The following is a 23,048-nucleotide window of genomic DNA, read 5'->3' as shown; positions in this document are numbered from 1 at the left end:
GATGTTATGAATGATGAACTTCGGGAACTGGCACGGGCAGTCATTGAAAAATATCACCTGGCGAGCCTTGATGATATTCTACGTGAAGTTCCAAAAACAATGTGCCATGTCCTTCAGGAATCAGATGTGTTTGAAACATGGCCGGCAGACATCGTTCGCCTCAAATTTCCTGAGGAGCATTGGGATTATTATATTTCACGTTACGAGCATTTTCGCGACGAGGTCATACGTAACCTGACACCTCAGGATTATCTTCGTGAAATGCTGGGTCAAACACAGCGCTTGCCCTGCTTCTGTTCGGAAATGGCCGATGTCTCGGCAATACTGTATAGCCAGATAATCAACAAGCCAGTGTATTCTCTTCGGAATATTTTTGTGAATTATCTTTATTTGCCCCGCCCCTGGCATTGTATTAATGCAGTGGTGGAAGATGATCGCATTCGATATTTTGATATTTCTGCTTATGCACAGGTTCTGGACCGTAAAAGAAGGAAAGTGGTTAAGCCTGCCGAGCTCGAAGGATTTGATGCGACAGACATCGCATTTGATTTTATTGAAAGTCCACGCTGGCTACAAAAAGAACCTTATCAACGAAAGATAGAATTAACGGCAGGCGAGATTAAAGATAATTTTTCTCCTTCTCCGCTTGAAGATAAACCTTCAAACGAATTTTTGCGCGCGTTCCACTGATATATCGTTAATTCACTTTAACCAGCTTACCGTACTATTTTGCGGTAAAGGAAAAAATGATGACTACTACAACGTATGTCGCCAATGTTGTCGGCATGGGATGGACAACTGCGTCTGGCGATCGTATCGAGGATGTTTTCCAGACTTTACTGGAAAAACAAACCGGTATTGCGCCTGCGCCATCGGATCGAAGCTTGCGTACCGATCTGGCCGCCATGCTGCCGGGTGAATGGCCTGCCGAAATGCGCGAAAAATTGATCGCTCTGACGAAACGCACGGCCCGCCAGGCGCTAGAGGATTCGGGTGCAGCAGAACCTGTGCCGGAGGAGCGACGCTTTTTGATTGTCGGAACCAGTCTGGGATTCCGCCTCGACAGCGAGGCGTTTTGCCGGGAGCCGCTCGACGGCTGGGTCAACGAGGTGGCGGAGTCGCTGGGAATGGAAGGGATAGCCCTTTCTACCGCCTGCTCCTCGGGCTCGGATGCTCTTCTTCTGGGGGCGCATTTAATTGCAACGGGGCAAGCCGATCTGTGCGTGTGCGGCGGCGCCGATATTCTTACTGATTCAAAACGTCTGGCCCATAGCGCATTAGGCACGCTCTCACTTTCTACCCTGAAATCGTTCGATGCTACACACGAAGGAACCATTCTCGGAGAAGGGGCCGGTTTTCTGGTGCTGCAACGAGAAGGCGGCTCTGCACCACGCGTGCTGGCAAGGCTTGTCGGTGCCGGGGCGTCTAACGATGCGGCAGGCTTGACCGCGCCGGATGAGCAAGGCAATGGCATCCGCCTGGCATTGCAGCGTGCCCTGACGCAGGCGGGACTTGAACCTGGCGATATTGCGCTTATTAATGCGCACGGTTCGGGCACCCTGACCAACGATCGGGTTGAAAGCAATGCCTATAACCAGTTTTTCACACATCGTCCCTGGGTCTTCGCGACGAAGGGCAATTTTGGCCATACGCTGGGGGCGACAGGGGCGCTGGAAGCCATCGCGCTCATTCATAGCCTCAATGCGGGCACGATCCCCCCGGTGTATGAACTGAAAAAGCCGATTGATGGCCTGCGTTTTAATTTACCTGCCGCGCAGCCTCAGCCCTTAACGGGAAAGACCGGGTTAAGCATGACGATTGGGTTTGGTGGTTTTAACACCTGCCTGATATTTACCGTAATGTAAAAGGTGGGGCAGCTAATGAAGATCGTTTCTACGAGTACCGCACGCTCATTAATCTGGTCAGATTTAGATGAGACCTTGCGCCGGGGGCTAAAAACAGCCGACCCATTGTCTTTAAATGTGCTGTTTACTGTCGATGAACTTTATCAACAGCACCAGGCATTGCTGGATAATCATCTTGAAAGCGTCGGGGTTATTCAGTTTGGCACGGCATTCCCGGTGAATACCAGCGAGAAAATTATTCATGACATGGCAATAAAATCGCGCGTCTCTCCGGTCGATTTTATTAATGCCAATGTTGGGGCACCTATTTCCATTTGCTGTACGCGCTATCGCTTTCAGGGACCCACCATGGTGCTGACAATGCCGCAGCGCACTGGCAAAGAAATTGCCCTGTCTCTGGCGCGAGAATGGTTAACACAACAGGCAATATATCTTTTTCTGATTCAGGCAGATCACACGCGTGAACATGAAATCGAAATAACAACTCAGTTAGTCACTCAGTAATATTATTAAGGGTAAAGCAATGAAACAAAGTCATTATGATGTGGCCATCATCGGGAGCGGTATTGCAGGAACCATGCTCGGCGCTATTCTGGCAAAACAGAAATTAAACGTGGTAATTATTGATGCCGGTACCCATCCTCGCTTTGCCGTCGGAGAATCGATGGTGCCGGAAAGTGCTGTACTGTTGAAAATTCTGGCGCGTCAGTACAATATTCCTGAGCTGGCGTGGCCGGGGGAAATTCACGCGCTGATGGAAAATATTGGTACGTCGAGCGCCGGTATTAAACTGGCGTTCAGCTTTGCATGGAACGGTAAGAATAAAGCGCATAATCCCCAGGACGTTGTGTCGACACCGGTATTGTCGCCGGAAGCGCATCTGTTCCGTCAGGATATTGATGCCTATTATCTGGCGCTGGCCGCACGTCTGGGGGCCGATATTCGCCAACAAACCCGCATCCAGTCGATTGAAGAAACCGGCGACGGGATGCTGCTGGAGCTGGGAAAAGAGCAGATAAAAGCCAGGTACGTCGTGGATGCAGCAGGCTATCGTTCACCGGTTGCCGATAAGTTTGGCCTGCGCGAAGGTGCACGTGAGATGCAGAGCCGTACGCGTTCGTTGTTCACCCATATGACAGGGGTCAAACTGTATGAAGATGTCATCGCCTCAACGGACGTGACCGGTTCGCCGACCCCGCTCTCACAGAGCACGCTGCACCACATGTTTGAAGGCGGATGGCTGTGGATTATTCCGTTCAACAACCACCCCTATTCGACCAATACCTTATGCAGCGTCGGCCTGCAGTTCGATATTGATAAACATGGTCCCGCAGGCGATCCGGAAGAAGAGTTTACCCGTTTTCTCGATGAGCACCCCTCCGTTGCCCGTCACTTTGAGAGCGCGGCACGGGTACGCGAATGGACCGTTGCACCTCGTCTGAATTACACCAGCCGCGAAAGCGTAGGGGAGCGTTATTGCCTTTTAGGCCATGCAGTGGGCTTTGTCGATCCGCTGTTCTCGCGCGGGTTGGTGAATACGTTCGAATCGATTCTGCGCGTCGCGCCTAAAATTGTTCGTGCCGTCAGACAGGATGACTGGTCAGCAGCGAATTTCGCCAGCTATCAGGATTACAGCCTGGAAGTGGTGAAGGTAAACGACAGGCTGGTGGCAAATTCATTCACCGCATTTGATAGCTTCCCACTGTGGAATGCGTGGTTCCGTATCTGGATTAGCGGCAGTTACATCGGCGTGTTGCGTCTGCGTAAAATCCTCAGCGACTATCAGCAGCACGGTGATGACGAGCGGCTTGAGAAGGAATTTGAAAGCGCAACCTATCCGGGACATCTTTCCATTGAGAGCCCTTACTATGAGGCTATTTTCGATAAGGCCTGCGAAACAATGGAAGCCTATCGCGCCGGTAACCTTCCAGAAAAAGAGGTAATCGCTACGCTTCATTCGCTTTTTGCTGACAACCGCGAGCATTTCCCCATCGATTTCTCTGATTTCACCAATCGTTACCTGTCCCGGGCAACGGAGGAATTTGCCGATTCTCTGTTCTACTGGGCTCATAACGCGCCTGGCGGAATCGGGCACTTGTTCGACCGCGGAGATAAACCGGTCCGTTTCGATTTCCTCGATCCTTACCGCTATGGCGATCGTCAGCAGTTAAACCAGCATGCAGATGCCATGTTGCAACAGGCGCGTCATCAATAACCTGACGGGCGGTTGTTCCGACCGCCCCCTGAGGAGAGCGTTATGGATACTGTAGTCGAGCAGCTTTTGCAGCGACGGGAGGGTGCCGTCGCCCGTGGTATTAACCAGATGCATCCGGTTTATATTCAACGAGCGGAAAATGCGGTGATGTATGACGTCAACAACCGTCGCTACATTGATTTTTCCGGCGGCATTGCCGCGCTCAATACCGGCCATCTTCATCCCAACGTCATCGCGGCCGTTGAGCGCCAGCTGCACCAGTTTACCCACAGCTGTTTTGCCGCCACCCCTTATGAATCGTATATCGCGGTGTGTGAACGTATTAACGCCTTAATGCCTGGAGATTTTGACCGACGGAGTTTTCTCCTGACGACGGGGTCCGAAGCGGTGGAAAGCGCGCTTAAGGTTGCCCGCGCGGCCACGCGGCGAAGCGGTGTGATTGTTTTCAGCGGTGCCTATCACGGGCGTACGTTTATGACCCTCGCGATGAACGGTAAAATTGCGCCCTACAGCCAGGGGATGGGGATCATGCCCGGCCCGGTCTTCCGGGCACCCTTCCCGCAGGGAGAGACGGAGCGTGATATTGCTCAGGCGCTGGCGGGCCTCAAGACGATATTAACGAGCGACATTGCCCCCCAGGATGTGGCCGCCATCGTCATTGAGCCCGTTCAGGGAGAGGGCGGGTTTTACGTCGTTCCGCCTGCGTTTATGCGTGCTCTGCGTGAACTCTGTGACCGGGAAGGCATCGTGTTAATCGCGGATGAAGTTCAGTCTGGCGCGGGGCGCACGGGGACGTTCTTTGCTATGGAACAAACCGGTGTTGACGCCGATTTAATTGTGTTCGGTAAATCCGTTGCCGGCGGGCTTCCGCTGTCTGGCGTGGTGGGCCGTGAGTCGCTTATCAACCAGGTGGCACCGGGCGGTCTTGGTGGAACCTGGGCAGGCAACCCGCTTTCCTGCGCGGCGGCGCTGGCGGTACTTAAGCTCTTTGAAGAGACGGACCTGCTGGGCGCAGCCCGGCGTCTGGGTCAACGTCTGCGCTCCGCCTTAGTGTCCATTGTCAGCCCTCTGTCGATTGGCTATGAGATACGCGGGACTGGCGCCATGATTGCACTGGAGCTTTTTTCTCTGGAGCATGGAGAGCGAACGCCGGCGACCGGGCTTATCGATCGGTTAGTCAAAAGCTGTGCCCGTGAGGGGCTTATTCTTCTTAAATGCGGCAAACAGGCAAATGCTATCCGCTTTTTAATGCCGCTAACGATTGAAGACAGCGTTCTGGATGAAGGGCTGACAATTTTTGCCGGCGCGCTGCAGCAGCAGGTCGCGTCTTCAGGCTTAGCAGAGGTGAAATAATATGGCGCAGTTTGATAGCCGAACATTACGGAACGTATTTGGTCAATTCGCAACTGGCGTGTGTGTCGTGACCATGATGGATAAAAATAACAATTTCCATGGGCTAACCATCAGCAGCTTTAACACCGTCTCCCTGGAACCCCCGCTGGTGCTCTGGAGCCTGCGCAAGCAATCCTGGTACGCTCAGCATTTTCTGGAGGCGGACGCCTTTGCGATAAATGTCCTGTCGGGCCATCAGCATCAGGTTAGCGATATTTTTGCCAGCGCGGGGAGCGACAAATTTCATCGCGTAGACCACCGGGTCAGCGGCTTTAAACTGCCTTTGATTGACGGGGCACTCGCGCATCTTGAATGCAAAATGTGGCGTCAGGTAGACGGTGGCGATCACTGGATATTCATCGGTGAGGTGGTGGATTCGTTACATACTGAAGGTGAACCGCTCATCTTTTTCAACGGTCGCTATGCCACCACCGCGGGTCTGTCGATTCCTGCCTAAAAAAAAGGGGCTGAAAAGCCCCATAACACGCCGAGCGAAGCGTTAACTAAAAGGGTATTTCTTAAATGCCGCCTGGTTTTCGAAAACGTCGGCAACCGCCTGAATCTTTTTAAAATCCCCGGCGTTAACGACGTGAGGGATCATTGACTGAATAAATGTCCAGATAACCGTACTGGTGACAGCAACCTGATCGGCCACCGCATTTTCCGGACGGGCTTCCAGCAGCGCGTTCCATTCCCGACAGGCAGCCAGCAGCTGGACGGTAATACGTTCTATCCACGGATTATGTTGTTTCTCCGCCGGGCGCAGGTTGTGTTCGTACACATTTTGCACAGCTTTCTCCGCGGCGGCGAGGATAAAGCCCAGCGTCTGGAGATCGTTCGCCAGTGCATCCGGCGTCACGGGCAGGAGTCTCCGTTCAGGCGCGGCCTGAGCCTCAAAATAATTCAGTATGAGAGACGAGTCCATCAGACGTGTTCCATTCTCCAGAACCAGCGTTGGCGCTTTTACCGCAGGGTTAATCCGGGAAAATTCCTCAAATGTGCTGAATACGGACAACGGCTGGCTTTCAAACGCAACGCCATAAAGTTCCAGGGAGACCGCCACGCGGCGTACATAAGGAGAATCCATCATGCCAATCAGCTTTATCATGATTCCAGTTTTCCTGTCTGTGTGAAAAAACGCTTCATTGAAGATGATAAACAGACATTACAATAAATTCGTTATGGCGAATATCATCAGTATCTTACGGCCTGAGTTAGTATTACTGACAGATTGGCCGGTTAGCGTTTATCAGATTCAGTCTATGAGGGAGTGGTTTCATGTCGGATTTTCCACCTATCGCAAGTTTGCGTAGTTTTGAAGCTGTGGCTCGCCTTGGCAGCGTAACGCTTGCGGCGAAAGAGCTTCACGTTACCCATTCCGCCATCAGCCAGCAGATTAAAGTGCTGGAGGAAATGGTGGGGGTGAAGCTGTTTATCCGTCATGGGCGAGGGGTGCAGATCAACGAAGAGGGGCGTCTCTACGCGTTACAGGTGCGCGAAGCGCTGAATCATATCGCAGATGCTACCCGGTTAGTGCAGGTGAAACCGAGAATACTGGAACTGACGCTGGCGATGGTGCCGTCTTTTGGTTGTCACTGGTTGTTGCCGCGTCTGGAGCGGTTTCGGGAAAAATATCCACACATCACGCTGCGGATCCAGGCCAGTCTGACGATCACCAGCATGCAGCAGGAAGGGATAGATGTGGCGATACGCATGGGGAAAGGTAACTGGGAAGGAAGCGACTGCCATTATCTGTTTTCAGATGAACTGATTGTGGTTGCAGCACCCGGTTATAACGGCGGCATCCTCCCGGCAACGCCAGCAGAGGTGGCAAAGAGTAAAATCATATTCTCCATGGAGTCGTGGAAAACCTGGTGTTTCAATGCGGGACTGGAAAAAGATATTGTGCCCGGCGGGTTATGCATTAACGACTCAAATTTAGTCCTTGAGGCTGTCAGACTCGGTAAAGGTATCGCGCTGGAACGTCGCTCTCTGGTACAGGATGCCATCACCCGGGGCGAACTGGTCCAGCTTACCCCTTTCACTGCACCTTATCCCTGGCCTTACTGGCTGGTGACATCGCAGTTAACGGAAGCGAAACCGGAGGTGGCTCTCTTTAGTGAGTGGCTGGATGAGGAAGTGGCGGCCTGGCGTCAGTTGACAGGGGCAGTGGAAAGTAACGGCTAACAGAAAAGCAAAAAGCCTGCTCTAAAAGCAGGCTTTTCAAATTTGGCTCCTCTGACTGGACTCGAACCAGTGACATACGGATTAACAGTCCGCCGTTCTACCGACTGAACTACAGAGGAATCGTGTGAACGAGGCGAATAGTAGCGACCTCAGTTCGTCTTGTCAAAGGGGGAAAACGTACTTTTCGTTCGTTTGCCGACAATTTCAGCAAATCGCTGATTTTATAGCAAATTCGTGCTGAAATTACGCAGCAAATTGCGCCGCCCGCAGGCGGCGCACAGGATTAGAACAGTACGGAGTAGTTCAGACCAAACGTACGGCCACGGCCTTTATAGGTATACAGACCTGGCGCACCGTAGGTTGGGCTATACAGCCCCGGCGCGCGCTGGCCCCAGGCGGTGGTGTAGTCCTTGTCCAGCACGTTTTCCACGCTGAAGCTCACTTTACCCACCGGCAGGGCGTAGCTGCCCAGGAAGTCGACCGTGTTATAGCCATCGATCTTCTTGCCGTCCGCATCTGACACGTCAAAGGTCTGCGTGCTCTGCACGCGCAGGGTCCAGTCGCCCGGCGCCCAGTTGACCCATGCGCTGGCTTTAGACGGGCTGGCGCTGTCTACCGTCAGCTTCTCCCATTTGCCGTTTTCGCGGGTTTCAGACTTAATGGCGTTAAAGTTCGCGCCCGTGCTCCAGTCGCTGTCGGTGAAGAAATAGTCCACCTGGCCTTCAATCCCGTAGATACGACGCTTGTCGTCTTCGAGGTTGATGGTCATGTCCGTCTTGTTGATGGTGATCGTTTTGTCCGAGAGCGAGTAATACGCCGCGACCTGGGTACGCAGGTTATCGCCGGTGTAGCGCCAGCCCAGCTCGTATGCGTTGACCTTGATGCCGTCAAGCGTCGAGTCGTTCACGTTCACGCTATTCAGCAGGCGATAGTGACCGTTGCTGAGCTGATAAGTCCCGGAACCGTAGTACTTCGCCAGATCCGGAATTTCAAAGCCCTGGGAGAAGTTAAACCACAGCTGCTGCTGTTCGGTCAGACGACCGAGGATCCCGGCGTTGAACAGGAAGTTATTGTAATCGGTTTTCCCGCCCGGCACCGCGTCTGCGGAGGTGGCTTTCCCGGTTGCAATGGCCTGCTGCTGGGCGTAACCCACAAAATCGTCCACCTTGTTTTCGGTGTACTGGTAGCGCACGCCGCCGCTCAGGGTGATGGCGTCAATGTCGTAGCTGGCCTGCAGGAACGGGGCGAGGTTGGTAATGCTGTAACCCGGGTAGCGGCCCACGTTATAGGCGTTATCAAGCTCCATGCCGCCGCTCGCCGCTGCTTTGCTCAGATCAAAGAACTGCTGATTGGCATCGAAGGTTTCATGGTCGGCATCCACACCCCAGGTCAGGGTTAAATCATCCACCGGTTTGCTGTTCAGCGTCAGCTTGCCGCCGTAAAAATCGGTTTTCTGCTGCGACGCACCGATGCTGCTCACGACGCCTTTGGTCAGGGTCGGGAAGGGGTAGTAGGTCAGGCTTTCGTCACGATAGTAAATCTGCGCAACCAGATCCTGGCCCCAGAAGTCGGTATTGGAGTATTGCAGGTTAATCAGATGACGCTCGGTACCCGGTATACGGTCAGAATCGAGATTACCTTTGTTATAGGCAGTCGCATCGCCCGTGACCGCCGAGAAGTTTTTCCCGAGATACAGGCCATGCTTGCCGTCGGACTCGCTCTTATAGTACTGCGTCGTGAGCTGAAGCTGCTGGTGTTCATCAATGTTGAGGGTGCCGGTCCCCATCACATCAATACGGTCGGAATACTGTAAGCCGGTCTGGGTGTTATCAATGATCACCTCGTCGCCGTTGCCGTCATACCAGCCGCCGTAACGCTGATACGACACCGACAGACGACCCGAGGCGTTGTCGTTGCCGCCGCTGACCGCCGCCGACACGTTCTCATCGTGGTCGTTGTGGCTGTTAAAGCCGCTTTTTGCTCCGGTCTGGAACTCAACTTCGGTCTCAGGCTGGCCTTTTTTGGTGACGATGTTCACCAGGCCGCCGGTGCTGCCGCCGCCGTAGAGGGACGTGGCGCCGGAGATCACTTCGATACGGTCAATGTTGAACGGATCGATGGAGTCGAGCTGGCGGCTGTCGCTGCGGGAGGAGTTCAGGCGCACGCCGTCCACCATCACCATCATCGAGCGGCCGCGCAGGTTCATACCGTAGTTGGTACGCCCCTGGCTGCTAACGTCCATGCCCGGGATCAGCTGCGCCAGGACTTCTTTAATCTCCTTTCCGCCCTGAACCTGCTGCTCAATTTCAGACCGTTCAATAACCCACGTGGTCTGCGCCATCTCGGCCACGCTGCGGTGTGCACGGCTGGCGGAGACCACGATATTTTCTTCCTTTTGTTCTTCCGCCCACGCAGAGGTAGAAAGCATTGCAAGCAAGCAAGGATTTAAAACCCAAAGATGAGAACGTTTCATTGTTATGTTGATCCTGATTGTGTGTGTCAGTACTCGGTCGTTTTCTCTAACGCGTTAAAAACCGGGCTGCTGTCCTGGCTGGCGGTGGTGCGCCAGTGGATAACGCCGGGTGTGGTAGCCAGCTCAAATGGCTCGTCAGGATGCGCGCGGTTAAGAATGCGTGCGGCACGCCAGGCCATCAGGCTGAGCTGGGGTTCAGCAATGCCGAGACGGTGCATCCCGGCATTGACGGCAAACAGGCGGTTGCTCTGCGGGCCGTCCCATTCGAGGGTGAAATCGTTGTTGATGCAGAAGGCTTCGCCCGTATCCAGATGCAGGCGGTGAGACAGCGGGGCAAGGAACGCAGGCTGCACGGCGCGGTAACCGGTGGCAAAGATCACCACGTCGGTATCCAGCTGTTCGCGACCGCCGTCGAGATGATGCTGTATGCTCAGACGCTGACCGTTTTCCTGACGCGCCAGTGACGTCACCGAGCGGGACGGCAGAAGGTGCGCCCACGGTTTTTCGCGCAGCACCTCAAAGCGGTGATACATGGCGCGGTAAATTGCCAGCAGGGACTCGGTGGTAATGCCGTCAGAGGTCATCTTCTGCTCGTGCAGCATCTGACGACGGGCCTCTTCGCCGAGCGTGGAGAAGCTGTCCACATACTCCGGCGTGAAGTACTCGTTGGCGAAGGCGGCTTCATCCAGCGCGTTATAATTGTTACGGCGCGACACCCAGTTCAGGCTTAGCGGCTGGCCCCATTCCCCGCGGAAGATATTTAAGAACAGGTCGGCACCGCTCTGGCCGCCACCGACGACGGTCACGCGCTTGCCCGCTAAATTTGGCGTGCGCAGCATCATCTCGCTGGCGTGGAAACAGGTGTCGTCCTGCACCGTCACGCAATCCGGGAGGTTAATCTGTTTGCCAATCCCCACGCAGACGTGGCGGGCAAAGAACCGATCCCGCTGGGTCACGACCTCAAACAGACCGCGTGTCTCATCAAAGCTCACCTGCTGCACCTGCTGGCTGAAGGCGAGATTGGTGAGGTTTTCTGCCGCCCAGCACAGGTAATCGGCAAACTCTTCGCGAGACACCGTGCGCTGTTCGGTGGTCAGGAAGCGGTAGAACTTTTTACGCTGCACCAGGTAGTTCAGAAAGCTGTGGCGGTTGGTGGGCTCTACGGCGCTGACCAGATCTTTCAGGAAGCTGGTCTGCATGTGGCAGTCCGGCACCATCATCCCCGGGTGCCAGGAGAAGTGCGGCTTGCGCTCAAGGAACAGCGAGCTAAAACCGTCCAGTCCTTCTGCCAGGGCGGCGATGCTGAGGTTAAACGGGCCAATACCAATGCCGATGAAATCATAGGTTTTCATTGCGCTGACTCCCGGGAGGCCAGAAAAAGAGGGTTATCAAGGTCGGTAACGTAGTTCGGCAGCATGCGGCTGCCGCCGTCATGCTCGGAGAAGGTCAGTTTGACCGGGTTGAGGATCACGCGAATAATTTGCGGCTTAAACAGGTCGAACATCGCGAAACGTTCCGCAAGCTCGGGGTGCGCAGCCATATACCGGCGCAATACCCCCGCCAGGATTTGATAGAAACGGATTTCGCTCACGCCGCATTGCAGGGTGAGACGCGAGATAAAGCGCAGCACCGTCACAAAGTTGCCGGTTTGCAGGTCGTGGATGATGTAATCCGCGCTCAGACGTGCCGTAACGTCCTTCACCTGCGCCGGCAGGCTCTGCGCCTGCGGGAAATCTTCGTCCACCAGACGCATATCACCCTGGAAATCCTTCAGCAGGATGCGCTGCGGCACGTAGTTTTTCATCACCAGCGTCACGTTCTGACCGTGGGCGATCAGCGCCACGCCGTAGCGGCAGAGCAGGTGATAGAACGGGATCACCGTCGCGTCGAACAGCTTTTCCAGCCAGGCGTCGGCGCTTAGCCCCGAGCGCTTAATCCACGCGTCGATCAGCGGACGCCCGGCGTTATCGGTTTCCATCAGCGCCGCCATCAGCACCGCCTGTTCACCGTCTTCTAAATAACAGGACGGATTCTCGCGCCAGATAACCCCCAGCATCTCCTGATAGCGGTAGGGCGCTTTCGGTAATGCGGCATAGCCCGGATGCGACAGATATCCGGCGGCGGGTTCACCCAGTACCTGCGCGCCGCAGCGAATCAGCGTGGCGTCAGAGGCGAACTGCTGCTGCAGCCAGCGCGAGGCCAGCGGCCCGGCGGCAATGTATTTGCCCGGAATGCCGCGATAGCAGGAGGTGTTATAGATGGTCAGCGGCAGCTTGATGTCAAACGGCGCGCGACGGCTGGCGTTGGTGAGCGTGCGCAGGGACTGCTGCGCCAGATATTCATCGCCAAACTCGCCCAGCTCCACCATCTCACCACGCGAAAGCTGCGCCAGGAAGTGAATGGCAATTTTCTGCTGCCACTGCCACGGGTGTAGCGGCACGGGCAGCCAGCTTTCGTCGAGCCCCAGCGCCTGCCAGCGATGCTCAAACCGGACGCGCTCGGCGTTGTCCATGGTACTGGCAAGCAGATTCTGAATGTCGCAATCGGCGTCGCTGCTCCAGACCAGGTGTTCACGCTGAACGGCAACCCAGTGCAGACGAAAACGTCCGCGATACTCAGGCGCGTACTGATGCAGGGCATCCAGCCCCCATCCGCGGCGGCCTTTGTTGAAAATAAACTTAGGATGACCGCTCATCAGACACTGTAATTCATCCGGGTCGAGGTGGATCAGCGCGTCGGCATCCAGCGCTTCACGCGCCTGGAGCAGCTGAATATCACCGCGCAGCGTGGCGTAAAGATCTTCCATATGCTCCGCCGTTTGCGCGTCGCTCATCTCCAGCACGGTCGCCAGCTGCAGCAGCGCGCTTTCCGCTTCCACGGCGGCGCCGCTGGCGGTGGTCAGGGTATCAGGATCGATATGCAGCCAGCCCCAGATCCCGCGCGTGGCGCGAAACTGCCAGGACTCCGTGCCCATGGTGATGCGCCAGCCGTCCGATGAAACCGGCTCAGCGCGCAGGGTACGTTCGTATTCCAGCTCGGCGAGGATCTTCGCCACCATCTCGCGGTTTACTTTCTGCCAGAGCGCGTTCACAGTTCCACCTCATGGAAGAAGCGGTGACGCTCGCTCACGATCAGGCGCGAGCGCTTGTGCGGGAAGTCGAACTCTTTTGCGGTGTCGAAACCGGCGGACGCCAGGTGGCGGAACAGGCGTTGGTTGTCGAAGCGCGGCTCGGCCACAATGCGCGTCGTGCGCGGTTCATCCAGATACAGGTAGTGGCTCAGACCGCGCAGCCAGCTGCGGATGTACTGCGCGCCGCGCCAGCGCTCTTCGCCCACCAGCATATGCAGCCCGCGGTCGAACGGCTGCCAGCGGTAGTGGCGGCCAATGCGGTCTTCAGGTGCCCAGTAGAGTTCAAAGTAGCCGAACGGCTGGTCGTCGAAGCAGCCGATAACCGGGTAGCAGTAGGTCGAGTCAAGCTGACGGCGCAGGTAGTTTTCCTGTTCGGCCTGCGGGCCGGCCATCTCCCAGAAGGCGTTCACGCGCGGGTTGTTCATCCATTGCGTGAATCGTTCGCCGTCCAGCGCCACGTCGGCCACGCGGAAGCTCAGCGTGCGTTTAATTTGCGGATCGTAACGGCGATACACCTCACCCTGCGGGCGGCGAGGGCGCTGCGGGAAGTACAGCTGACGGCTCTCATCAAACTGCATACCGTTGCTCGCCTGCGGTCGTTCGCCTTTCAGCCAGAGCGGCAATTGCCAGAAGGTTTCACGCGCCAGGTAATCCCCGTGGGCCAGGCTAAACAGCGCCTTTGCCTGAGGTTCATCCTGCCAGGTTGCCCACGGCAGCGTAATGCCGGTCAGCGTGGGGGCGGCGACAAACAGCTGATCCAGCGCTTCCACCAGCCAGCCCGCCGGGATAGCCCCGAGACGCTCCAGCACCGCGCTGCCGTCGAGACCTAACGTCAGCGGCAGCGCGGTATCCGTTGCGGTGCAGCGAAAGCCGAAGCCAGAATGGACGATATTCGCGATGGCCATTACGCCTTCTCCTTGTAGAACGGGTTGCTAAAGTCGAAATAGATCACCGCCGGATCGGCGATGGTGTTTTCGTTGCGATCGTGCAGATAACAGAAGAAGTTGCCTTTGCAGTTCCAGGTCGGGCTGTCCAGCACGTAGTCAAGGCAGCGGGTCTGCTTCGCCGTACGGCGCAGCGCGATTAGCGCGTCACGCACGCGCGCCATCAGGCGCTCTTCACTGTCGAAACCGGCGGCGGCAAGGGCGGCAGTCACCGCAAGGGTGGAGTTCAGCAGCAGGTAGTAAGGGAAGTAGCGCAGCAGCTGGCTCTCACCGAAGCGGTTTTCCACGTCAGTTTCACCCGCCTCTTTCAGCCACCCGTCGGCTCCTTCGGTCCAGGCGCTGCCCTGGCAGTCACGGTAGATAAGCCCGACGGGGAAATCCTGCTGCATCTCAACCAGGATATTTTGCTGGTGGGCGAGCAGCACCAGGCCGTAGTCCGCCTCGGCGCTGAACAGGGGAAGTAACACACGGTCGCAATAGGCGTCCAGCCAGCAGCGTGCGGCCTGAGCGAGGGGTAAATCCAGACGCTGGCTCAGACGACGCACTGCCGCAGCCAGCAGGCTGTCACCGCCATCCGGGGCGGCCTGGGTCAGGCTGACCAGCACGTTGGTCTGCGTGTCCGGCGTGTCAAACAGCAGATTGACGCGCAGGGCCATCAGGCTCTCTTCCTGCACCACGCCGTTTTCGTCACGCAGCCCCGCCCAGCCGTCTTCCTGCATCACGCGCATCGTCGGGTAGCGTGCCTGAAGCGTTTGCCAGCGTTCCGTTTTCGCCAGGCGCGCCAGGCGCATCCCGCGCTTAACTTCTTTCACCGACAGCGTGCGCACGGAATTGGTCAGGCGCACGCTGAGGGAGAATTTAATCATGTCGCTGTTGGTTTCGCTGTACAGCGAGCGGGACGAGCTGGTGGGCAGCCACTGTGCGCCCGCTTCGCCCAGATCCTGCAATGAACCGTTTTCCACCAGACGCTGGCACCAGGCCTGACCCAGCAGATGCTCTGCCTGCCATGGGTGCATAGGCAACAGCCAGCGCGTGTCGGTGAAGTGGCCGAGCAGCTCAGGCGCGCTCTGGGCGGCGAAGCGCAGCAGACGTTCGCGCAGGGAGACGTTCAGGCTGTCACCGGCAATGCGCGTGCTCTCAACGGCAAACCAGCGCAGCGGGAAACGGGAGGCAAAATCAGGCAGATAGCGTCGCGCTTCGGTTTCGTTGAATGGCTCGTGCGACTTCGGTGCCGGGTGAAATGCGTGGCCGACCAGCAGCGCCTGTTCCGCTTCAGCAAACGTCAGCGGTTTATCACGCAGCGTGGACCAGCTGTGGCGCAGGTCGATCGCCTGCCAGGTATGCGCATGACTTTCCAGCACGCGTTGCTTAAAACGCGCCAGCGTATCGGCATCAAGAACGCCTTTTACTGATGGTTTTTCAAGAAGTAAATCAACCAGTTGGGTATATGTGACGGCGTCACCGCAGTCGCTATCGCTCTGGATAAGCGTTGCCGGGAAACAGTACTGATGGTGCTGGGTGGGGGAGAAATAGCGTACCGGTACCCGCAGGGCCTGAGCGGGAGAAAGCGGGATATGAATATGCGCCAGCTCATCCGCAGCGGCTGCGGGGAGATAGCGCCAGTCCGTCGTTTCGCGCAGCAGGGCGTTTAAAAAACACTGGGCCGCAACGTCTGTACCGGCGGAGCGGGGCAGAGTACGCATAGATGTACCTCATTCCATGATTGATAATAATTCTCGTTATGATATTCATTCTATTTACACTCGCAACCATTTTTGCAATATTTGTTTTCATAAACTTCATAATTTCCACACATTTATTGACACTATGTTCACATTCTCATGCGCGCTAACTCAGAAACGCTGACTGAAAACGTCACCTCTAAAGCCAACTGGCCGCTGGCACTCTGTGCAGGTTTATTGGGCATCGGGCAGAACGGTTTGCTGGTCATGCTCCCGCAGCTGGTGAACCTGACCGGGCTGTCGCTCTCGGTCTGGGCCGGGCTGTTAATGTTCGGCTCCATGCTTTTTTTACCGGCATCGCCCTGGTGGGGGCGTCAGAGCGAGCGACGCGGCTGTAAGGTCGTGATGGTGGCCTCGCTCAGCGGCTATCTTGCCAGCTTCGCCGTGATGGCTGTGGTGGTCTGGGCAATGGCGGCCGGGTTGCTCCAGAGCACCTGGGGGCTGGCGGGGCTGATCTTTTCGCGCCTGCTCTACGGTTTAACCGTGTCGGGGATGGTGCCTGCAGCCCAGACCTGGGCTATTCAGCGTGCGGGGCTGGACAAACGCATGGCGGCGCTGGCCACCATCAGCTCCGGCCTGAGCTGCGGCCGTCTGCTGGGGCCACCGCTGGCAGCAATGATGCTCAGCATTAACCCGGTGGCACCGCTCTGGCTCATGGCGATTGCGCCGTTTATGGCTCTGCTGCTGGTGCTGCGAGAAGTGGCCGACCCTCCGCTGCCGCCGGTGGCGCATCAGGCGACCCGTCTGCAGGTCTCTATGCTGCCGTTCCTGCTGCTGGCGATGCTGCTGGCGGCGCTGGTGAGCCTGATGCAGCTTGGCCTCACGCCGCATCTCAGCCCCTTGCTGGAGGGCAACGCCCGTGAGATCAGCCACCATGTTGCGCTCCTGCTGAGCCTGGCCGCGCTGGCCACGCTCGCGGCGCAATTTTTGATTGTTCGCCCGCAGCACTTCAGCCCGCTGACGTTGCTCTGTATGGCGGCGGTATTGATGGTGGCAGGACTTGGGTTGATGTGTATTGCCGGGCTGGCGCTGTTCTACGTGGGAATTGCTGTCACCTCGCTCGGCGCAGCGATGGCTACACCGGGCTATCAGCTACTGTTGAACGATCGGCTGACCACGGGGAAAGGCGCGGGCGCGATCGCCACCAGCCATACGTTAGGCTACGGCATCAGCGCGCTGCTGGTGCCCGTAGTCACGCGCTTTTTCGGTGAGCAGTATTTAACGATGGCGGCAGGGGGAATGGCGGTGCTGTTTTTCGTACTGAGCATCGGGGTACGGTTAACCGGGCGCACCCCTGTCGAAAAAAATTAATGTACCTGGTGAGGGGAAGGGCCGACCGCCTCATTTTGACGCAGACGCTTAAGCGGATCCTGCTGATAAAACTGGGTAAAACGCTGCCATAGCGCCGGGAAACGCGGGGCGAAGAGTTCGGGGGCGCTGAAGAAGTACTCTGAAAGCACCGCGAAGCACTCTGCGGGGTCGGTCGCCGCGTAGGCATCAATGCTGGCGGCACTTTCGCCCACGAGATCGATCTCGTCCTGGATGTTATCCATCGCCGCATGCAGATCGTGCTCCCATCCTGCGACTTCACGCAGCGGGATCAGCGGAACGCCGCTGGCGCGGTCGCCGTTGCGGGTATCCAGCTTATGCGCGACTTCATGAATAATCAGATTAAAGCCTGACGCGTCGAATGAGTCCTGAATGTCGAGCCAGTTCAGGATAATCGGCCCTTGCTGCCAGCTTTGTCCGGACTGTACCACCCGCTGGTTGTGTACCAGGCCGATGTCATCCTCCCACTCATCGTCGACGATGAAGGGCGCCGGGTAGATCAGCACTTCGTGGAAGCCGTCCAGCCACTCGATACCCAGTTCAAGCACCGGCAGGCAGAAAAGCAGGGCGATACGCGCGTTTTTCAGGGGATCCAGCTCGAACCCCTGCAGAGGAACCAGGCGTTTTTGCTGCAAAAAACGATCCGCCAGCTGAACCAGTTTTGACTGTTCGTCCGGCTGGAGATTCGCCAGAACAGGGATCGCCAGCGCGTCATCCCACGGCAGCGCCATATCCCGGCCAGCCTCATTCGTTTTCCAGGGCCACTTAATCATCGCTTTGCTCGCAAACTCGTCACTTGAACAAAAATGGGAAAGTCAGGTTCAGTTAAGATGCCAGAAAATGGCTTATTTCTACACTTCCAGCCTGAATAAACTATCATTTCGTACAGAGCAGTGGGTAGCGCTTTGCAGGCATCACCTTCATTTTGTGATGTCTGTCGTAGCCTTTATCCGCAGCCCGAATGAATAAATCAGTCCGGTATTGAAAAGATGAGTGATTTCAAAGGTAACAAGCAGAACCTGCCCAGTCGAGCGTGTGTGCACTGCCAGCGGCCCATGACGTGGCGCAAGAAGTGGGCGAAATGCTGGGATGAGGTCAAATACTGTTCTGAGCGCTGTCGCAGGAGCCACCGTTGACCGAACTACGCCTGATTCTGGGCGATCAGCTCAATCCACATCACAGCTGGTTTGATACCTGCAGCCCGAATGTCATTTACGTGATGCTGGAACTGCGGGCAGAAACCGCGTATGTCCTTCATCATGCTCAGAAAATCATCGCTATCTTCGCAGCCATGCGCGCGTTTGCTGCTGAGTTAAAAGAGAAGGGGCATCGGGTAAGGTATGTCCGGCTCTCTGAGGGTTCAAATCGCGGCGCGCTGGAAGATAATCTCAACGCGCTTATCGCACATTACCATGCTGGCAGGGTGATGTGGCAGGAGCCCGATGAATGGCGCCTTGATGCGCAGTTGCAGGCGTGGGCGAAAACGGCGACCGTCGAGACGACCTGCGTCAGCAGCGAGCATTTTTTCACCTCCCGGGAGCAGGTGAGCGCGTTCTTTGCATCGCGTAAAAGCTGGCGAATGGAATATTTTTATCGGGAAATGCGTCGTCAGCATGGCGTGCTGTTGACCCCGGAAGGCGAGCCCGAAGGGGGGAAATGGAATTTCGATGCTGAAAACCGCAAGCGCTGGTCCGGTGAACCGCCGGCTCCGGATGACTCTCGCATCTGCCACGATCGCTCAGCATTATGGGAAGAGATCCAACGCTGCGGCGTACGTACCTTTGGCGAACCGCAGGCCAACACTTTTCGCTGGCCAGTCGACCGTGCTGAAGCTAAAGCCCGGCTGGATGCGTTTATTTCGCACGTCCTGCCCCAGTTTGGTAACTGGCAGGATGCAATGCACACGGAAGAACCTTTTCTTTTCCACTCTTTAATTTCATTTGCGCTGAACACCAAAATGCTCAATCCCCGTGAAGTGGTTGCCGCCGCCGAGCAGGCATGGCGCTCGGGTGATGCGCCGTTGCCTGCTGTCGAAGGGTTCATCCGGCAAATTCTTGGCTGGCGGGAGTATGTGCGCGGGATCTACTGGTCGCAAATGCCGGGCTATCGGGAGCTGAATGCGTTAGAGCAGCACACCCCGCTGCCGGAGTGGTTCTGGACGGGCGAGACGCAAATGCGCTGCCTGGCGCACGCCATTGGACAGTCGCTCACTGAGGCTTACGCTCACCATATCCAGCGCCTGATGATTATCGGGAATTTTAGCCTGCTCGGTGGTCTCTCGCCGCAGGCGGTACATGAATGGTATCTGGGCGTGTATATTGATGCGTTTGAGTGGGTGGAATTGCCCAATACTCTCGGCATGAGCCAGTTTGGCGATGGCGGTTTACTGGCCAGTAAGCCTTATGTTTCAAGCGCGTCTTACATCCATAAGATGAGTAACTACTGTCAGGGATGTCGGTATCAACACAATCAACGCACCGGCGAGCTGGCGTGTCCCTTCAATGCGCTTTACTGGGATTTCTTTTTGCGTAACCAGGCGCGTCTGGGTCACAATCCCCGGCTGGGCATTGTTTTTAAACAGCTTGCGGACATGAAGGACGAGGAGCGGCAGGCCATTGCCGAACGCGCTGAGTACATCCGCCTTAATCTCAACGAACTCTGACCCCTGACAGGACATCCAGACACTATGCCCGTGAATTTCGACCTCAACGATCTCTATGCCTTCAGAGCGTTAGTGGAATACGGTAACTTCCGTGTCGCCGCTGAATCTATCTGTCTGTCCCAGTCGGCGCTGAGCCGCAGGATTGAAAAGCTGGAAGCCGCGCTGGGGAACCGACTCTTTGACCGAACCACCCGCCGCGTCTCCCTGACGTTATACGGGCAAAACTTTGCTGAACGCTCCACGCAGCTGCTCGATAACGTAGAGTCAATGCTGGCGGATGTCGATAAAGCCAGCGAAGAGCGGACGGGGCTGATCACGGTGGCTACGGTACCTTCCGCAGCCTGTTACTTTATGCCCGATGTGATCCGTCGCTTTCAGTCGCGCTATCCGCGCGTTCGCATTAAGCTCATCGACAGTAGCGCGGGCAACGTGATGGACGCCGTGGCCCGAAGCCAGGCGGATTTTGGTATTTGCTTCGCAGGAAACTTGTCGTCTGAAATCGAATTCTTCCCGCTGGTGGAGGATGTGTATGTTGCAGCATGCAGAAAGGATCACCCGCTGGCGCAGAAGAGCCAGCTGACGTGGCAGGCATTTTTCCAGCAGGATTACATCTCTCTCGATAAAACGTCCGGCAATCGCAACCTGCTCGATCGCCTGCTGGGGGATATCATTCCCGAGCGTCCCAGCGTCTGCGAAACGCGTCATGTCACCACGATGCTCGGTATGGTAGAGGCGGGGATCGGCATTGCTGCCGTTCCCGCCATGTCGATGCCGACGTCAGAGCACACGCTGCTGACCCCTTTGCCGCTGGTGGCGCCGGAGGTGAAGCGTACCGTGGGGCTTATCCGGCGCCGGGGGCGCATCCAGTCCTATATTGCGGCTGAGCTTGAAAAACAGATCACCGAGCAGTATCGCCGGACGTAACGGGGATCATCCCCGTCTCGCGGATGACTTCCCTTGAGGGCGGTGAGGCGAGATAGTTCAGCAGCGCTTTTCCCTCCGCGGGATGTTCCGCGTCACGGGTGACCGCGCCAGCGAAGCGCGTGATGTATTGCAAATTATCCGGGATTTTACCGATAAAGGTGATCCCCTGAATCGGCAGCAGCTCGCTGACCTGCTGGAACCCGACGGCGTATTTTCCTTTCGCCACTTCTGATGCGACCGGAATGCGCTCGACTTTTGTCGCTTTGCTCGTCACCTCCTTTTCAATCCCCAGCTTTTTGAACAATTCTTCACTGACATACCTGCCGCTGGCACTGTCTGAGTAGGCGATGGAGCGAGCCTGCAGCAGGGTATTACGCAGCGTCGTCTCGCTGCTGATATCAGGGATATCCGCACCTTTTTTCACGACCATGCCGATGCGAGAGTCCGCGAGTTCAGTCCGCGTACCCGGCCGGGTCAGACGGGCCTGTTCAAGCTTCGCCAGTGCATTGCCCACCATAATCACCACGTCGGCTTTCTCTCCGCGCGCGAGCCGGTTTGGGATTGCCTGCGGCGTAGTGCCCATTGAGGGACCGGGGATGATCACAATGTTATCCCCGGTCCGGCGTTCATACTCCGGAGCCAGCTTTTCCAGGGCGGCCTTGAATCCGCCCGAAATCATGACCTTCACGTCCTCTGCGCAGGCATTGACGCTCAGGAACATTGCCATTAGCGCGATGGCGGTAGAGCGAGACGTACGTTTCATGCGGCCCCCTGTGACTTAACGGTGTTTTGCAGTGATGCCGCGCGGCGACGGTAGAGGTAGAGCGTTGCCAGCAACGCGCAGACCGCCGCAAAGCTCATCCAGTATCCCGGCGAGGCTTTGTCACCCGTGTATTCAATCAGCGCGGTGGACATCACGGGAGTGAAACCGCCAAAGACGGCGGTAGCCAGGCTATAAGCCAGCGAGAACCCCGCCACGCGGACTTCAGCAGGCATGATTTCCGTCAGCGCCGGGATCATCGCGCCGTTATACAGGCCGTAGAGGAAAGAGAGCCACAGCAGGACGCTCAGCATCATGGAGAAGCTGGGGGCCGCCGCCAGCATCGTCAGTGCCGGGTAGCTGGTGGCGAGCGCCAGCAGCGTCATGACAACCAGCACCGGTTTACGACCGAAGCGGTCCGAGAGGGCTCCACCTATCGGCAGCCAGATGAAGTTAGAGACGGCCACCAGCAGCGTGACCAGCAGGCTGTCCGACGCGCTCAGCATCAGCACTTTTTTGCCGAAGGTTGGCGCGTAAACGGTGATCAGGTAGAACGCGGTGGTGGTCATCGCTACCATCAACATACCTGCGACCACCACCTGCCAGTTGCCGAGTAATGTGTTAAAGACCTGTCGCATATCCAGGTGATGACGGCGCGCGCTGAATTCTTCGGTCTCTTCCAGCTTACGACGAAGGAAAAAGATGAACGGCACGATTAAACAGCCAAACAGGAACGGGATGCGCCAGCCCCACTCGCGAATGGCGCTCTCCTCCATCAGGGCATTCAGGGCAAAGCCCATCGCCGCGGCGACCATAATGGCAACCTGCTGGCTGCCGGACTGCCAGCTGGTGTAAAAACCTTTGCGGCCCGGCGTGGCGATTTCTGCCAGATAGACCGAGACGCCGCCAAGCTCCGCACCGGCGGAAAAGCCCTGCAGCAAACGGCCCGTCAGCACCAGCAGCGGTGCCCACAGCCCAATGCTCTGATACGACGGAATAAGCACAATCAGGAATGTTCCGGCAGCCATGATCGACAAGGTGACAATCAGCCCTTTACGACGACCCACTTTATCGATGTAAGCGCCGAGCACAATAGCGCCGATCGGACGCATCAAAAAGCCCGCGCCAAAGACGGCAAAGGTCATCATCAGCGAGGCAAATTCACTGCTCGCCGGGAAGAACGTATGCGCGATGTAGGTGGCATAAAAGCCGAACAGAAAGAAGTCGAATTGCTCAAGAAAGTTGCCCGAGGTGACGCGAAAAATCGCGCCCGCTTTCGCACGGACCGTTGCAGGTGAGGTTGAGGAAACCATGATTATCTCCAGTTTTTATCGTGACGTTATGCTCGTCTGTTTTTGAAAACTGGATCAGGAAACGGAAATTAATAAGCGCAAAGAGTGAATGAACTGATGCGCGTTGTGCATC

Annotated in this window: 20 protein-coding genes and 1 tRNA gene; 11 read left to right on the top strand and 10 right to left on the bottom strand. The window is 56.5% G+C overall.

The window, feature by feature from the left end:
- The first annotated feature begins 6 nt into the window (after positions 1-6).
- Genes G0034_RS14955 through G0034_RS14930 form a run of 6 tightly spaced genes read left to right on the top strand, consistent with a single transcriptional unit; the run spans position 7 to position 5,929 of the window.
- Positions 7-690 carry a hypothetical protein gene (locus G0034_RS14955; protein ID WP_014884440.1) on the top strand — a complete coding sequence of 228 codons (684 nt, stop codon included), beginning with the start codon at positions 7-9 and terminating at the stop codon, positions 688-690.
- A 56-nt stretch (positions 691-746) separates the two neighbouring features.
- Positions 747-1,865, top strand: a complete 1,119-nt coding sequence (gene amcF / locus G0034_RS14950; RefSeq protein WP_023337501.1) for a cispentacin biosynthesis acyltransferase subunit AmcF — start codon at positions 747-749, stop codon at positions 1,863-1,865.
- 15 nt (positions 1,866-1,880) lie between these two features.
- A complete protein-coding gene (gene amcG / locus G0034_RS14945) occupies positions 1,881-2,369 on the top strand; it encodes a cispentacin moiety biosynthesis protein AmcG (RefSeq protein ID WP_127312423.1) in 489 nt (162 codons plus the stop codon).
- A gap of 19 nt (positions 2,370-2,388) precedes the next feature.
- Positions 2,389-4,080, top strand: coding sequence for an NAD(P)/FAD-dependent oxidoreductase (locus tag G0034_RS14940; protein ID WP_049010285.1), 1,692 nt, complete (start codon positions 2,389-2,391; stop codon positions 4,078-4,080).
- 42 nt (positions 4,081-4,122) lie between these two features.
- Positions 4,123-5,433 (top strand): aminotransferase class III-fold pyridoxal phosphate-dependent enzyme, encoded by a 1,311-nt coding sequence (locus tag G0034_RS14935; RefSeq protein ID WP_023338514.1) that lies wholly within the window; start codon positions 4,123-4,125, stop codon positions 5,431-5,433.
- A 1-nt stretch (position 5,434) separates the two neighbouring features.
- Positions 5,435-5,929: a flavin reductase family protein gene (locus G0034_RS14930; RefSeq protein ID WP_179121043.1), complete on the top strand. Its 495-nt coding sequence runs from the start codon at positions 5,435-5,437 to the stop codon at positions 5,927-5,929.
- 42 nt (positions 5,930-5,971) lie between these two features.
- Here G0034_RS14930 and G0034_RS14925 read toward each other — a convergent pair whose 3' ends face one another.
- On the bottom strand, positions 5,972-6,580 hold the full coding sequence (locus G0034_RS14925) for a glutathione S-transferase family protein (protein ID WP_014884434.1): 609 nt from the start codon (positions 6,578-6,580) through the stop codon (positions 5,972-5,974).
- A gap of 170 nt (positions 6,581-6,750) precedes the next feature.
- Between G0034_RS14925 and G0034_RS14920 the strand changes: the two genes are divergently transcribed.
- The gene (locus tag G0034_RS14920; RefSeq protein WP_014884433.1) at positions 6,751-7,659 is read left to right on the top strand and encodes a LysR substrate-binding domain-containing protein; all 909 of its coding nucleotides are present in this window, start codon (positions 6,751-6,753) and stop codon (positions 7,657-7,659) included.
- 43 nt (positions 7,660-7,702) lie between these two features.
- Here G0034_RS14920 and G0034_RS14915 read toward each other — a convergent pair.
- The 6 genes from G0034_RS14915 to G0034_RS14890 form a co-directional block, all read right to left on the bottom strand.
- Positions 7,703-7,778, bottom strand: a tRNA-Asn gene (locus G0034_RS14915).
- A gap of 164 nt (positions 7,779-7,942) precedes the next feature.
- Complete coding sequence (locus G0034_RS14910) at positions 7,943-10,132, bottom strand: TonB-dependent siderophore receptor (RefSeq protein WP_045281560.1); 2,190 nt, start codon at positions 10,130-10,132, stop codon at positions 7,943-7,945.
- A gap of 26 nt (positions 10,133-10,158) precedes the next feature.
- Complete coding sequence (locus tag G0034_RS14905) at positions 10,159-11,484, bottom strand: lysine N(6)-hydroxylase/L-ornithine N(5)-oxygenase family protein (protein ID WP_179121042.1); 1,326 nt, start codon at positions 11,482-11,484, stop codon at positions 10,159-10,161.
- Positions 11,481-13,223, bottom strand: coding sequence for an IucA/IucC family protein (gene iucC / locus G0034_RS14900; protein WP_179121041.1), 1,743 nt, complete (start codon positions 13,221-13,223; stop codon positions 11,481-11,483). The genes G0034_RS14905 and iucC overlap by 4 nt, the downstream gene beginning before the upstream one ends.
- On the bottom strand, positions 13,220-14,167 hold the full coding sequence (locus G0034_RS14895; protein WP_045281557.1) for a GNAT family N-acetyltransferase: 948 nt from the start codon (positions 14,165-14,167) through the stop codon (positions 13,220-13,222). Before G0034_RS14895 ends, iucC begins: the two co-directional genes overlap by 4 nt.
- Positions 14,167-15,909: an IucA/IucC family protein gene (locus tag G0034_RS14890; protein WP_023330836.1), complete on the bottom strand. Its 1,743-nt coding sequence runs from the start codon at positions 15,907-15,909 to the stop codon at positions 14,167-14,169. Before G0034_RS14890 ends, G0034_RS14895 begins: the two co-directional genes overlap by 1 nt.
- 138 nt (positions 15,910-16,047) lie before the next feature.
- Here G0034_RS14890 and G0034_RS14885 point away from each other — a divergent pair, with 138 nt between their 5' ends.
- Positions 16,048-17,259 (top strand): MFS transporter, encoded by a 1,212-nt coding sequence (locus G0034_RS14885; RefSeq protein WP_179121040.1) that lies wholly within the window; start codon positions 16,048-16,050, stop codon positions 17,257-17,259.
- On the opposite strand, the gene mtfA is transcribed toward G0034_RS14885, so the two are convergent.
- Positions 17,256-18,050, bottom strand: coding sequence for a DgsA anti-repressor MtfA (gene mtfA / locus G0034_RS14880; protein ID WP_014884426.1), 795 nt, complete (start codon positions 18,048-18,050; stop codon positions 17,256-17,258). The two genes, G0034_RS14885 and mtfA, sit on opposite strands and share 4 nt — an antisense overlap.
- Before the next feature lie 216 nt (positions 18,051-18,266).
- Here mtfA and G0034_RS14875 point away from each other — a divergent pair, with 216 nt between their 5' ends.
- The 3 genes from G0034_RS14875 to psrA are packed head-to-tail and all read left to right on the top strand — an operon-like array spanning position 18,267 to position 20,863.
- Entirely contained in the window at positions 18,267-18,413 is a 147-nt protein-coding gene (locus tag G0034_RS14875; protein WP_014884425.1) for a DUF2256 domain-containing protein, read from the top strand.
- Positions 18,410-19,939 (top strand): cryptochrome/photolyase family protein, encoded by a 1,530-nt coding sequence (locus tag G0034_RS14870; RefSeq protein ID WP_179121039.1) that lies wholly within the window; start codon positions 18,410-18,412, stop codon positions 19,937-19,939. The genes G0034_RS14875 and G0034_RS14870 overlap by 4 nt, the downstream gene beginning before the upstream one ends.
- Before the next feature lie 24 nt (positions 19,940-19,963).
- Positions 19,964-20,863 carry an L-proline-binding transcription factor PsrA gene (gene psrA, locus G0034_RS14865; RefSeq protein ID WP_057057779.1) on the top strand — a complete coding sequence of 300 codons (900 nt, stop codon included), beginning with the start codon at positions 19,964-19,966 and terminating at the stop codon, positions 20,861-20,863.
- Here psrA and G0034_RS14860 read toward each other — a convergent pair.
- Together G0034_RS14860 and G0034_RS14855 are read right to left on the bottom strand one after the other, a co-directional pair.
- Positions 20,838-21,626, bottom strand: coding sequence for a substrate-binding domain-containing protein (locus G0034_RS14860; protein ID WP_179121038.1), 789 nt, complete (start codon positions 21,624-21,626; stop codon positions 20,838-20,840). The two genes, psrA and G0034_RS14860, sit on opposite strands and share 26 nt — an antisense overlap.
- Positions 21,623-22,936, bottom strand: coding sequence for an MFS transporter (locus tag G0034_RS14855; RefSeq protein WP_179121037.1), 1,314 nt, complete (start codon positions 22,934-22,936; stop codon positions 21,623-21,625). Before G0034_RS14855 ends, G0034_RS14860 begins: the two co-directional genes overlap by 4 nt.
- Positions 22,937-23,048: the final 112 nt, after the last annotated feature.

This window comes from Enterobacter sp. T2 (assembly GCF_010692925.1).
GTDB lineage: Bacteria > Pseudomonadota > Gammaproteobacteria > Enterobacterales > Enterobacteriaceae > Enterobacter > Enterobacter kobei.
Note: the sequence above shows the minus strand (reverse complement) of the source record. Positions and strands in the feature narration are given on the sequence as shown.